The sequence below is a fragment of the Candidatus Jettenia sp. AMX1 genome, assembly GCF_030263775.1.
GTDB lineage: Bacteria > Planctomycetota > Brocadiia > Brocadiales > Brocadiaceae > Jettenia > Jettenia caeni.
This window is the reverse complement of sequence record NZ_SZPP01000048.1, coordinates 1-13,450: the sequence shown is the minus strand read 5'-3', so window position 1 is coordinate 13,450 and position 13,450 is coordinate 1. Positions and strand designations below refer to the sequence as shown.

Annotated in this window: 14 protein-coding genes; 6 read left to right on the top strand and 8 right to left on the bottom strand. The window is 36.2% G+C overall.

What is annotated here, in order from left to right; translation table 11 throughout:
• Nucleotides 1-84: 84 nt before the first annotated feature.
• The 3 genes from FBQ94_RS14030 to FBQ94_RS14020 all read left to right on the top strand — a co-directional run bounded on the left by FBQ94_RS14030 (nucleotide 85) and on the right by FBQ94_RS14020 (nucleotide 2,112).
• A complete protein-coding gene (locus FBQ94_RS14030; protein ID WP_007223130.1) occupies nucleotides 85-546 on the top strand; it encodes a universal stress protein in 462 nt (153 codons plus the stop codon).
• A 273-nt stretch (nucleotides 547-819) separates the two neighbouring features.
• The gene (locus tag FBQ94_RS14025; RefSeq protein WP_007223129.1) at nucleotides 820-1,284 is read left to right on the top strand and encodes a transcriptional regulator; all 465 of its coding nucleotides are present in this window, start codon (nucleotides 820-822) and stop codon (nucleotides 1,282-1,284) included.
• 135 nt (nucleotides 1,285-1,419) lie between these two features.
• The gene (locus FBQ94_RS14020; RefSeq protein WP_007223128.1) at nucleotides 1,420-2,112 is read left to right on the top strand and encodes a hypothetical protein; all 693 of its coding nucleotides are present in this window, start codon (nucleotides 1,420-1,422) and stop codon (nucleotides 2,110-2,112) included.
• 64 nt (nucleotides 2,113-2,176) lie between these two features.
• Here FBQ94_RS14020 and FBQ94_RS14015 read toward each other — a convergent pair whose 3' ends face one another.
• From FBQ94_RS14015 to FBQ94_RS14005, 3 genes are all read right to left on the bottom strand, one after another.
• Entirely contained in the window at nucleotides 2,177-3,088 is a 912-nt protein-coding gene (locus FBQ94_RS14015) for a peptidylprolyl isomerase (RefSeq protein WP_007223127.1), read from the bottom strand.
• A gap of 155 nt (nucleotides 3,089-3,243) precedes the next feature.
• Nucleotides 3,244-3,732 (bottom strand): Mut7-C RNAse domain-containing protein, encoded by a 489-nt coding sequence (locus tag FBQ94_RS14010; RefSeq protein WP_007223126.1) that lies wholly within the window; start codon nucleotides 3,730-3,732, stop codon nucleotides 3,244-3,246.
• Between the two features lie 109 nt (nucleotides 3,733-3,841).
• On the bottom strand, nucleotides 3,842-4,834 hold the full coding sequence (locus FBQ94_RS14005) for a DUF362 domain-containing protein (protein WP_007223125.1): 993 nt from the start codon (nucleotides 4,832-4,834) through the stop codon (nucleotides 3,842-3,844).
• 438 nt (nucleotides 4,835-5,272) lie between these two features.
• Between FBQ94_RS14005 and serS the strand changes: the two genes are divergently transcribed.
• Complete coding sequence (serS, locus tag FBQ94_RS14000; protein ID WP_007223124.1) at nucleotides 5,273-6,559, top strand: serine--tRNA ligase; 1,287 nt, start codon at nucleotides 5,273-5,275, stop codon at nucleotides 6,557-6,559.
• Nucleotides 6,560-6,570: 11 nt separating this feature from the next.
• Here serS and FBQ94_RS13995 read toward each other — a convergent pair whose 3' ends face one another.
• From FBQ94_RS13995 to FBQ94_RS13975, 5 genes are all read right to left on the bottom strand, one after another.
• Nucleotides 6,571-7,227: a hypothetical protein gene (locus FBQ94_RS13995; protein ID WP_007223123.1), complete on the bottom strand. Its 657-nt coding sequence runs from the start codon at nucleotides 7,225-7,227 to the stop codon at nucleotides 6,571-6,573.
• A 25-nt stretch (nucleotides 7,228-7,252) separates the two neighbouring features.
• Nucleotides 7,253-7,729 carry a 2-C-methyl-D-erythritol 2,4-cyclodiphosphate synthase gene (ispF, locus tag FBQ94_RS13990; RefSeq protein ID WP_007223122.1) on the bottom strand — a complete coding sequence of 159 codons (477 nt, stop codon included), beginning with the start codon at nucleotides 7,727-7,729 and terminating at the stop codon, nucleotides 7,253-7,255.
• A gap of 5 nt (nucleotides 7,730-7,734) precedes the next feature.
• Nucleotides 7,735-8,514, bottom strand: a complete 780-nt coding sequence (locus FBQ94_RS13985; protein WP_007223121.1) for a tetratricopeptide repeat protein — start codon at nucleotides 8,512-8,514, stop codon at nucleotides 7,735-7,737.
• A 10-nt stretch (nucleotides 8,515-8,524) separates the two neighbouring features.
• Nucleotides 8,525-10,270 (bottom strand): dynamin family protein, encoded by a 1,746-nt coding sequence (locus FBQ94_RS13980; RefSeq protein WP_007223120.1) that lies wholly within the window; start codon nucleotides 10,268-10,270, stop codon nucleotides 8,525-8,527.
• Between the two features lie 193 nt (nucleotides 10,271-10,463).
• The gene (locus FBQ94_RS13975) at nucleotides 10,464-10,847 is read right to left on the bottom strand and encodes a RidA family protein (RefSeq protein WP_007223119.1); all 384 of its coding nucleotides are present in this window, start codon (nucleotides 10,845-10,847) and stop codon (nucleotides 10,464-10,466) included.
• A gap of 423 nt (nucleotides 10,848-11,270) precedes the next feature.
• Between FBQ94_RS13975 and truA the strand changes: the two genes are divergently transcribed.
• Nucleotides 11,271-12,011, top strand: coding sequence for a tRNA pseudouridine(38-40) synthase TruA (gene truA / locus FBQ94_RS13970; RefSeq protein WP_007223118.1), 741 nt, complete (start codon nucleotides 11,271-11,273; stop codon nucleotides 12,009-12,011).
• 1,097 nt (nucleotides 12,012-13,108) lie between these two features.
• Nucleotides 13,109-13,450, top strand: a 342-nt coding sequence (locus FBQ94_RS13965; RefSeq protein ID WP_285442199.1) for a right-handed parallel beta-helix repeat-containing protein, incomplete at its 3' end; no start/stop codon positions are given.

The following is a 13,450-nucleotide window of genomic DNA, read 5'->3' as shown; positions in this document are numbered from 1 at the left end:
ATACAGAAAAATTCTAAGTAATATCCTCATTTAAGGCAGTTGTTATCTGCTTCTCTTAACAACTGCCTTTTTTCTTATTGAAACATGACTAAATTAAAGAAAATACTTTGCCCTATTGACTTTTCCCCCTGTTCTACCTATGCATTAAACTATGCAATTGACTTATCAATGAAAGATCAGGCATCGTTGTATCTTGTATATGTTATAGAAACGCACATAAACAATGTGGGAGATGTAGTAAAACAAATTGATCTCTCTTTGGAAGATCAACAGACAGATAATCTCAAAATACGGCTTATAAACCTGATACCTGATAAAATACGAGAAAAAGTTTATGTAGATACTTTTATTGTTAAGGGCATTCCATTTGTTGAGATAATAAAGGCCGCCAAAGACAAGCAAGTAGATTTGATAATTATGGGTACGCATGGCAGAACTGGACTAAAGCATATATTAATTGGAAGTGTTGCTGAAAGGGTTATACAAAAGGCCCCTTGTCCTGTATTAAGCATAAGACTTCCGGAGCAATTGTTTTCCATGCCGTAGATATTTGTTCACAACTACCTATTTTCAAACACTGGTTGATTACCACCAAAATTACCTGTACGTAAAGTACTTCTTTCTCTGCAAAATAAACTATTATCTAGAACGGTGTTTCCTTATATAGTAATTACTTAAACACTTGTGTAAATATAGTTATTATGCATTGCTTGCAAGTATTTTGCGGTATGCTAATTGCTCGATTTTGATAACACATCTATAAGCATCGTTTTATTGTGGTAAAGAAGTGAATAAAAATTATTATTAAGAGATCAAAACTTGTTTGCAAAAAGATATAATTCAAAATCAGGATCAACCCATTTGAATGCTGATATACAGGCTCATGGAAACATTGACAAGAAGCATGCATCCCCTGTGAGAAAAAAGAAAAGATGGGGAGAATTTGACCGTATTTTTGATATGATAACAGACCCTATAGTGGTATTTGATACAGAATTTAAGGTGGTAAATCTCAATAAGGCAGCAAGGCATTTTTTTACGGGGCGGCCGCTAGGAAAAAAATGCTTCCTAATAAAGCATAAGTTCGCACTAGCTTGTAAGGATTGTCCAATATGGCAGACACTGAAGACTGGAGTAACAGCAACGAGCGAAATATTAAGTCCCAAAAGTGGCGACCCTATTCTTTTAAAAACATACCCTGTATATACCCGATTGAGAAAGATAAAGGGTGTTGTTATGATTGGCAGAGAAAGTAATGACATACCGGTAAAGTGGAAGAGATAAAAATCTTGACAAAATATTGCTGATTTTGTGTAATGTCTGGTAAATAAGTCTTTGTTACTATCCTCTCAAAAGATGCTATAATATAGCACATAAATTTCAGTCGCATGAAAGGTATTTGTTTGTTCTATATATTTCATGAAATCTATCTCATATAAATATTGGATTGCTTTACTGTCTTTTCTTGTCTTGACAGGATGTTTAAGCGGGCAAAGACCGCCAGTAAGACTTTCTCCTGATCTTGATAAAAGACTTTATCAAATAACTCCATTACCTGTTACTATAGGTTTGTACATTGAGCCTCATTTGCGTAATTTTATTCAAGAAGCGCCACTAAGGCAATATGAGGCTGGTTCACCTCGCTATGTTTTCCCGAATTTTGTTTTTCCCATCGGAAAATCTCTCTCTTTGAAATTAGAGGAAATGTCAAAGGTTCTCTTTAAGAATGTAATACCAATAGGTGATCTGCAAAGTAAGGAAGATTTGAGTAAAAAAGGTCTGGATGGCATTTTATCCGTTAGTTTAAAGGATTCAGAAATTGAACTTTATATTGAAGAATCTGTATGGAGAGCTGTTGGAAAACATAACCTTTCGGTAACGGCATCTTTTTTAGATCCAAACCTCAGTAAAGTATGGGATTCGGATGTTTCTGCGGAAGGAAAAGGGCTTGATTTTGTAACTTCTAAGGTAGAGTATGAGTGGTGGATGACCACAGGTCCTAATTTTGCTCCGGCGGTGGATGATGCTATTCAAAAGCTTACCTATGCGCTTGCCCGGAAAATTGTTGCCTCAGAAGAGATATCTGATTATATCTACAAAGAGAAACAATAAGTATAGAGAAATATCTTTGGTCAAATAAAATCAACAACTATGGCGATTGTATTATTGGTTTTTTTTAGTTGGCTACAATCTGAGCTTCCTTCCGAAGGCGATCGAGTAGTTTAAGGATTTCAGCATCAAGTACTTCTAAACGCACTTTCTCCTTAACGCTTGTAAATTGAATGCGAGAACCTTCTTTCTTATCAGTAACCTTTATGAGATGATATCCATATTCTGTCCGAACTGGCCCACCCACTTGATCCACCTGTAAAGCAAATGCAGTGTCTGAAAATGACTTTGCAAGATTACTCTTTCTCTGAATAAACCCTAAATCTCCACCAATGAAGGCAGACGGGCAGTTGGAATATTTTCTTGCGGTTTCATCAAAGGTGCTTCCCTGATCAATTTCCTTTTTAATATTTTTGATATGCTCAAGCGCCTGAGCATATTCTTCCGGTGTCTTCATATTTCTTGTATCTACGAGGATGTGACTTACCTTTACCGATTCTCCATTAAAGAGATTTTTGTTCTCCTCAAAAAACTTCTCTAACATCCTGTCATCAAGTTTGTCATGAAAATATTTTTCAAGGGCAATAGAGTGTTTTACACTTTTTTTAAATTCCATCATATGAGAGCCAATAGATGTAAGGACCTGTTCCAGTGATTGAGTACCGCCAATAGTGCCTCTTATCTGATCTATCTCCCTTTCAATCTCTTCCGGTACAACCACTAAACCTTGTTTATCAATGAACTCTTCCAACAGGATATCAGTAATCAATTGATCTATGATTTCTTGTTTAATAGTATCCAGAGTATCAGGATCTACATCCTTAAAGTTACTGAGCCTGTTACTTATGTCTTCTTGTAATATTTTTTTACCATTAACCGTTGCTACAACATCGTTTTGATATTTTTTATCTGCGGAGAATGCAGTTTGCTGAAATAAGGTTAAAGCCAAATAGAGTAAAGGTACTATGAGTTTGTTCATTATCTTATCTTGCCAAATATAGATGATTTTTTGTAATAAAATTCCATAGGTTCAATAGCAGCTTCAATCAGTTACGTAAAATTAACTATACAAAACCATCCAAAAATTGTCAAATCGAATAAGTATCCGGGAAACAGGGGAGTACGATGAGATTTTCATATACACTCCAGATTTATATCTTTTAATATCTCATTCAGCTTTTCTACTATATTAATTCTATGGGTACCAGCCCAATATATGCGATTGCATTGCTGGCAGATGTGGAATTTGTCTTGTATTGAATAAACATACGGAAATACTTTATCCTGGATCTTTTCTTTATGGATAGTATCTAAAGATCTATTGCAGACCAGACACCTCGTAAAGATGTTAGTTTTGTAATCAATGTTGTAATAAGTGATTACCTGTTTGAGTTGCTCTTTATAGTTGCTGTCTTTAATGTAAAGGGAGTTCTTTGCTGATATACGTTCTATTAATTTCTTATCCATGGAGAGTATTATACGGTCATCGCGAAGAGCTCTGGCAATGAGAGCATCATCTGAAATAGAAGGTTCATATACCACATCATATCCTAATATGCGTAACCATTTTGCGAGTCTGCCAAGCATAGCATCTGCAATAAATTTTAAGGATTTTGAGATCATATTGAATACCGACTTCGTAAATACTTTTTCAGAGAAGATAAGAAGACCGGAGGTTTTTTTCTGTTTTTATCTTTTGAGTATTGATTGACTACAATAGATTGTAGTTTAATTATACTCGTATTTCCTCAAAACCTTTCAATCGATAATCAATCTCTCCTAGTCTCTGTTCATGTGATTCACGGATGTAGCCTATATCTTTTGGTTGGATACTGAATAAGCTGGTGCCATAGGCATCAACGGCAACCGGGTCAGTGCCTATAATGATACGTCGTGCATGATCTGCAGAATTGTCAACGTCATCTAATCTTCCGCCGGTAGGACCGTGATTTTTCAGAATACGGAAGGCGTCGAGTACGGTAAGGTCTATCTTGACGAATTTATTAAGATCAGCAATTTTTGGATGAATATTGGTATGCAGGCTGCCCCGGTCTCCACCAATCATACCAAAAACATTTTTTAGTCCCATAGAAAGCCGTGATGTGCCATGCTGTTTTGCAATAGGGACATTAATGAGAACATCTACTTCATTGGCGTATACCATTTCCTCATAAAAATACCACGATTTCAAGATTTTGCCATCAGGGATAGTAAAATCCTTGAAACGGCTCTTATTAAGATAAATTACCTCAGCCCCTGACTGATGGGCTGCTGTGGCAATACCACTATTAACATAAGATGGTTCGGGGTTTGCGGAACAGGTATGATCCATTACCTTTACTACGCTTGCCCCTGCCTCCCTGCACAACTCCACCAGGGCTGCTACTACAAAAGGATTGGTATTGGCGGCGAATTCTGGTTTCTGATTCCATGCAATATTGGGCTTGATAACAACTCTATTGCCTTTGGAAACAAGTTTATTCATACCGCCCAGAGCGTTCATAGCACGACGTACCATCTCTTTTATTACAGTGACTTCTTTGATAGGATCAGTAACATTCCCATAAGCAACGACCAATCCAGGCTTTAATTGGTGTTCCTTTTGTTTCTTTAAGTTTGGTTTTTTCTTCATGGTACTCAAATAGGACAACCCATATAAGCCAGCGCCTACAGTAATACCAGTCTTGAGAAATGTCCTGCGTGAGATTTTATCATGCCTGTTCATAGCAGTCAGTTTATCAATAATTTGGGTTTGCGCTATAGTGAAATAATCATATGAAATGCTTTGATCCGATAGAAGACGATTGAACTAGCTAACAGTCTGTAAGTACTATTTCAACTCCGCCAGGTTTTTGTAGCGTTTTTATTATCTCAAACATTATCATAAAAAGCTAGACTTTTTGGTAGAGATTAAAAGAAGGGTTTAACGATGAGAGGGCATTCCGATTGTTAGTTTAACAGAATCATTCATATGGTAAATCTTATTGTCTGTTTGCTCTCCTGATCTATAAATATTAGCGTGTTAATAGTATAAATAGAATTCCATTGAATTCACGAAAGTGATTCCATATAATTCGCATAGAAAAATATTTAGAAAAATCAACCTTACACCTTTGTGTTTCGTTGATATATTTAGTTAAAGAATGGGAGGCTTTTTGAATACATGCTTGATATAAATTTTATCAGGAATAACCCTGACAAGATCAAACAGGCTATCGCCAATAAACATGAAAATGCGGCCAGTATTGACGAAATTTTAGAGCTTGATGTACAGCGCAGGTCTACAATCTATGCCTGCGAACAGTTAAAGGGTAAGCGTAATGAGAGATCAAAGGCTGTCAATGAACTGAAAAAAAAAGGGCAGGATGCTTCCGGGATTATTGAAGAAACAAAGAAGATCGGTGATGAAATAAAATCCAGTGAAGAGAAACTAAAAGCGTTGGAATCTCAAATGAATAACCTTCTCCTCCGCATTCCAAATATTCCTTCTGCAGACACACCTATTGGCAAGGATGAAAAGGATAATGTTGTTGTCAAAACCTGGGGAAACCGGAAAGTATTTGATTTTACTCCTCTTCCCCATTGGGAACTGGGGCGTATTCTGGACATTCTCGATTTAGAACGATCTTCAAAGATTTCCGGGTCAGGCTTTATATTATTAAAAGGTCTTGGGGCAAAACTTGAACGCGCCTTATTTAGTTTTATGCTGGATCTTCATACCAGGGAGCATGGATATACTGAATTATTTCCACCGTTTCTCGTTAACCGCACGGCTATGACGGGAACAGGGCAGTTGCCGAAGTTAGAAGAGGATATGTACCGGACTGCTGTTGACGACCTTTTCCTCGTGCCCACAGCAGAAGTGCCTGTTACCAATATCCATCGTGATGAAATATTCTCATACAAAGATCTTCCTGTTTACTATACAGCCTATACCCCTTGCTTTCGGCGTGAGGCAGGTTCTTACGGTAAGGATACGAGGGGCATTATACGAGTCCATCAATTCAATAAAGTAGAGTTGGTTAAACTGGTGAGACCGGAAACATCTTATCATGAGCTGGAATTACTCGTTGGTAATGCAGAAAAGGTGCTTCAACTTTTAGGACTTGAATACAGGATAGTAAAATTGTGTACCGGGGATATGAGTTTTGCGGCTGCAAAATGTTATGATATCGAGGTCTGGTCTCCTGGGTTAGATAAATTTTTAGAGGTTTCTTCCTGCAGTAATTTTGAAGATTTCCAGTCAAGACGTATTAATGTGCGTTTCCGGGATGAAGATGGAAAGATAGGATTTGTGCATACATTAAACGGATCTGGCTTAGCTCTGCCAAGAACGGTTATTGCGCTTCTTGAGACCTATCAGCAAAAGGATGGATCTATCGTAATTCCGGATGTGCTTTATCCCTATATGAGTGGTATTAAGGTTATTGATAAAAAGGAATTTAAATGAATACTGATTTTTTATTTTAAAGAATAGCTCTTTCCAAATATCTCGATACCAATCCATTTTCCCTCTGAACCGATGAGTAATTTTCCTTTGCCGGTAATGAGTAAAAATACCACGAGTAAAGGAAATAGTATAGGAATTGCAATAAGGAATATGAAGAGTGTTACCAGCACCACAGGTATCGATGCAACGAGTGCAACACCCAGTATTGGGAAGATAAGCATGAATACGATGGTTAAAATGCCAAAAGCAAATGCAAAGAGAGGGGGCAGGATAGCGATAGATAATGTGCCCCAGAATACCTTACCCATAAAGCCGGAAATCTTCTTTCCAAACAATATTACCCCACTATTCATATCTTCTTGAGCTGTTTCAGGACGCTCAAATTCTGGCATTTTTTCAGAAATAGGTTCTTCCTGTTCAGGTTGTTCTTTTGCAGGCGACTCTTCTATTGCAGTTACTGAGGAAGGATTATCTGCCGTTGTTTTCTGGGATGTTTCTTTTTTCTCCATGTTTTCTGAGAAAACATTATTTACCTGTACTTCCTGCGATATCTCTTTTATTTCTTTTTTCTCAGGAGAGATAGTATCTACCGGTAGTTCTTTAATTTCTACCTTCTGAAGAGTATCCTCAGATTCCTTTATCTTTTTTTTCCTTTTCCATATTGCCATATTGAAACATCTTATCCTTTAAAAATTACAGATCTTCATATAAACTTGCAATGGCTTGGGTAGCGATAGCCTCACCACGCCCAATGGCATCTATCCCTTCCATTGTTGTTGCCTTTATGTTGACTCTATTTACATCCATACGGAGACATTCTGCTATATTTCTCTTCATTTCCAGTTTTTTAATACCAATTTTTGGTTGTTGTGCAAGAATCATTACATCTATATTATTGATTATATAGCATTGTTCTTTTACAAGGTCCGCAACCCTTGAAAGAAGGATTTTACTGGAGACCCCTTTCCATTTTTGATCAGTATCAGGAAAGTGCTCTCCTATATCACCAAGAGCTGCCGCTCCCAATAAGGCATCACATACTGCATGGAGTACTACATCGGCATCTGAATGACCAAGGAGACCCAGATGATAATCAAATTCTACTCCTCCCAGCACTAATTTGCGGTTTTCAACAAGTTTATGAATATCGTATCCAATCCCAAAGAGCATATGGCTTACTTTTTACCATAAGATTCTTGTTCTAATATGGATAGTCTTTTTTGTGCTTTTTTGCATGATTTTGCATTAGGACTATATACGGCAGCTTGCCTATAAATTACTTTGGCTCTGTTATAATCAGCCATTTTATCATACATCTCAGCAGCATGTAAAAGTGCTGGTTGCTTGATATCTGGATTTAACTGATAACTCTTTATATAATATTTTGCTGCACTTTCATAATCCTTAAAATAAATACTGGCGTATATTTCTGCAATTGCAAAGGCGGCATCATCTACCTTATCACTATCAGGATACTCCTGTAGCAGCTTTTCCAGACGCTTAATGGCTGTAATACGGTTTTCTTTACTGAGTGATTTTTTATACATCAAACCATCTTTAAGGAGTATATTTGCACCCTCAATATCCCGGAAGGCCGTTCCTGTTTGCACATCCCCCAGCCCTTCATTAGTATACAAAGGTTGTGGCACTTTATCCAACGCATCAAGCTCCCTGCGAGCTTTTTGGAGGCGAAGTTGATTACCGGTACTCTGATAATGTTCTCTCAATTCATCAAGCGCTTTTCGGTAATTTTGTCGGGATAAGGTAACGGCATAAATTAACTGATCTTCTTCATTCTTTAATTTATCAACGGATAATTTTGTTTTGCACACAATGCAGTACTTCTCATTTTCATCAATATTATCAAAGCAATTCAGGCAATAGTTTGCGCCAAATGCTGTATAGGAGACGAATATGAAGCATACTGTCGCGAGCAACATTCTTACTGTTTTCATGCATTTCTCCTCAGCTAAGACCACTTTTTCGCATAAGGGTTTTCACGCTTTCTAATAACATATTTACCTCAGACACCTGCCTGACTATCTCTTCCCTCTCTGTCCAGCGAAGATCCCTGTATGATGAAATATTATTGCTGATGTCTTCAATTACGCGGTCAATAGCTTTATCTATTTCAAACTTCATAAATTCTACAAATCGCTCACAAATTGCATCCGTCCGTTTAATAAACTCATTACGGAAGGTCTTCCGCCGTTTAGGAAGAATGGCAAATCCGATAGCCGCCAATGCGACGGAAATTCCTATAGTAACCGGAGGAGGTACAATCCATGAGAATATCATAATAGCACTAACTCCAATACCAATAGCAAATGCTTCGGTCACCAGAAAGCTAATGAATCCACCTTGAACAGAACTATTTATCCTTTCTGATTCCCGGTCGATATCCAATTCTCTGAATTCTTTAGAACGGGATTTTAAGGCGATTTCTATTTCGTGCTTTCGGTCATCATAGTGACGTTCGGCATGTCCGTCAAGAATGCTTCCAGCTCTACGGTCATATCCTACTTCTTTTTCAATATGATCTCTTGCCAGATCCCATAATGCACGGTTGTTTCTTGCCACATAATCTACTACATCGTCGATAATGCGGTCTAAGTCAACTTGTGGATTCAAAAGTCCATATACTTCTCTCTTAAATTTTTCATCAATCTTTTCCCGTCCTACTTTAGAAAAAGTTACTGATTTTATCGTAACGTATGAATTCAGGAAGTTATCTAGTTTTTCTTTTAATCGTGAGAATACCAGCTTAATCTCATCTTTATATTTTAATGTGTATTCCTGCATGTCGTGTTTTTTATTCTTAAGTCGTGTCTCAAATCGTTCAATACTTTTAATGTCTGTATTACATTTATTAACCTTTTCAGACAGATTGTGCTGAAGCTCGGTAAAGACATTAAAGAGGTATTTTAGAGGGCTGACCAGCTTAAAGTCGATCTTTGTATCCAGATCCAGTTTATCAAAGATAAAATTTTCGACTTCCACGATTTTACTTTTATCAAGCAGCTCTTTATTTCCTTCAACCTTTGCCCTGTATGCCTCTCTGGCAGATACCGCTAAAATTTTAGGCTCAAAACCTAATAGACGATAGCAATTTTTTTCCAAAAAGTTTATGATTTCGTTGAGTTCTTCTGGTGTTTTTAGATCTATCTTATTGAGAATGAACAGCACTTTCCTGCCCCATTTATTTTTAAGGAATTGTAGAAATTGACGTTCACTCTCCGTAAATGGATGGTCTGCAGATGTCACAAAAAGTACGAGTTCTGCCCTGTGAACAAAACTTTCTGTTAGGGCTGAATGTTCTATAATAATTGAATTTGTGCCAGGAGTATCAACCAGGGTAACATCCTTCAGTGATTCCATAGGATAAGTTGCCTGACATAAATGATCGCCAACTTCTTTAATCTCGACCTTATCGCCATAGGTTAGGAGGGTAATTCGATTGGTTGTGGGCGTTGGGCCATCTGTAAGGACTCGTTCACCGCACATAGCATTAATGAAACTGGATTTGCCCGAATTGTATTCTCCGGCTACCAGGAGATAGAAGGGTTCATTAAGTTGAGCACGCATTTCTACAACTTTTTTCTCCATATCTGAGGCGCCAATTCGTTCAAAGAATTTTTTAGAATTATCAAGAAGATTTACGACCTCAGGGAAGATATCCCTATGTTTTGTTTTTGTTGTAATATTTAACATAAATAACCTAATGAAAACCAGATTCTTCGTTTCACAATATAGAATAGCATCTTGAATTAAGGAGAGAGATAACCGAAGAATCTTACATTGAATGTCCTAAATAATAATAAGCCCTACATTAATGATAGGGTGCTTATAGTATAAAATGGTAAATAATGGTAACAGTTTTTTGAGTACAAGTCAAATTTTCTTTTTAAACACTAAAGGCAATAGCCTCGATTTCTACACCCACATCTTTCGGTAGCCTTGCAGCCTGTACTGCTGCTCTTGCAGGTGGTTTATGTTGAAAGAATTCTTTATAGATGTCATTAATTGCTCCATAATCATTCAAATCTTTCATAAAGACCGTTGTTTTTATTACCCTGTCTAAGGATGAACCGCCCGCCTCCAGAATGTGTTTTAGATTTTCCAATACCTGTCTTGTCTGAAGTTTGATATCACCTTGTACTATCTCCCCCGTTGCAGGTACTATAGGAATTTGTCCTGATAAAAATATGAGATTGCCTATCTTTATTGCTTGAGAATATGGTCCAATTGCTGCAGGTGCAGTGTTTGTTGAAATAACGAATTTTTCCATTTTTTTCTCCTTTCTCATGATGATTACCAGGGATTGCTTATATTATTTTATATATGATGGGTTGTCATCATAACAAAAGAATGTATAACCTTTCAACCTTTAGCTTAAATTTATAAATAAATCGTTACTTGATTCTCATGAGAATTTTAAGAATTTTATATTGGTACTGTTCTTTTCCTTTCTTAAGTAATACTGTTTTTTCGTTGATTGCCCTGGTTTTTTTTGTTTCAATTTTTCGTGTTTGTCTCATGAATATTTGTTATGGCCATGTATTTTAAAATTTTTATGGGTAAATTTCTTCATTGATTCTGGAAGATGGTAATTATTAAGAATTTCTCTACCGTTTCAAGTTTCTATTTCTGCCTATAGTGTAAATCCCTTATTTTTTTATTTGAATTTAATATAAAATTTCTTAGGTAACTCATGCGTAATATACAGCTTTTGATAGAGTATGATGGTACACACTATGCGGGTTGGCAATGGCAAAAAAACGAAAAAACAATTCAAGAAACACTTACCGGGGCAATAGAACAGGCTATTCAAGAACAAATTAAGCTTTATGGTGCCAGCCGTACCGATGCGGGGGTCCATGCCTTTGGTCAGGTTGCAAATTTTAAGACTATTTCAGATATTCCCCCTGAGCGATTGCTTCTTGCAATAAATTTTTATTTACCTTGCGATATTACGGTAAAAAAAGTGACAGATGTACCAGAATCATTTCATGCCCAATACGGCGCTAAATCCAAGATCTATCAATATACCCTTTTTAACGACTGGATAAGAACTTCTCTTAATCGTTATTTCTGTTACCTGTATGGATTTCACATGGATATGAATAAAATAGTTACGGCAGCGAGACATCTTATAGGAACCCATGATTTTACATCATTTACAACAAAGGCACGGTATGAGAAGGACAGGATACGTACCATAAAAAGTTTAGATGTTAAAAAAGAAGGAAAGTATATCTATTTTACTATCGAAGCGGACGGGTTCTTATACAATATGGTAAGAACCATAGTCGGCACCCTCATAGAGATTGGAAGGGGAAAAATTATGGTGGAGAGTATAAAAGATATTTTGGATGCAAAGAATAGAAAGGCCGCAGGGCCAACAGCGCCGGCTAAAGGACTATGTCTTATGGAAGTTAAATACGATGATTAATCATGAATATAGATTACAGATAAATTATTAGATGATTATTGCACTTTTTAGATTTATAAAAGTTCTTACAATCACAACTATCTTAAGTGATTTTTAATTTAATTGATTGCAAAACAAATATGTATGTTATTGCATACAACACTGTATGATTTCAAAACATACAAGATGTGACATAAGACTTAGTTTTGAATGTATTTATACTATGAATAATTCATAACTGTATGAATAACATGCAAAAGATAATAGTAAAATTCTGTTTTTATACAAGATAAAACAACATAATGAATTAAACTAACCTACCATAACAGATTATTTTTGCTATAGTTACGTATTACCATTACCAAAATTTCCAGAGAGAAAATTTTCTGGCAGGCCTATTGCTAAACAAAGTTGTATCGCTTAGCTTTTAAATAAAATTTTTAGTTTATTGATGGCCTGTCGCATGTAAATTCGGAAATTCTTGGAATTGCCAGATATGGGATTATCGTTGGTTTTTACAATAAACTCAACAAATACAATATATACTCTCTTGCTCCTTTGATCCAAGTTTATCTAAGAAATCTCCAGATATACTGGAACCCATAGGGGTAAGCCTCAACTACCTTTATCACTCAGCTACGCGACTTAAGATTCAAAAATCTTTACAACACATTAGTTTTCATCCATAAGTTTATCGCCATTATACCTTTATATTGTTACTTCATAAATTTTTAACTCAACAGTAAGAGGTTTAATCCTTTGTTCCAATAATTCGCTACAAATGTAATTGTATTTTGGAATACATCAAAAAGCATGCCGAGAATAGAAACAAGCAATGAATGACGTGTTTTACTGTAAAATTAAGCCATTTAAGATATAAAGGCGTGAATAATTTATTTATATCTATAGAGTAAACATGCGACATGACACAGAATGTGTCATCGCAAAGTGTGACGTGGCGCATTTATCTAAAATTTTTAAAGAAAGGAGGTTCTTAATATACGTTGCTAAGTTTCACTTCGTTATATTATTTGTGCGGTTAATTTAGAATTGCCAAAGACTATAACACTTCGCAGTTATTTAAGTATTCTACAGCCAAATTATAAGGAGGGGTTATATTGTTATCATCCTATATTTTGAAGTTATTTAACAGATCTCAGTTTTTTCTATCCATTTTCCTATTTTTCGCCGCTTTAATCTCGGCTCTTTTTTTATCAGCAAACGAAAGATGTCTGGCAGATACGTATTATGTTGCAACAAATGGTAATGATTCAAACAGCGGAAGTTTGTCTAATCCCTGGAAGACCATAGAAAAGAGCATCGAAAAATTACAACCAGGCGATACCCTCTATCTCAGGAGTGGAACTTACTATGAAAGTCAAATTGAAATTAATAATCATGGAGAAAAATCAAATTGGATTACCATAAAAAATTATGCTGATGAGTCGGTTGCCATTGAT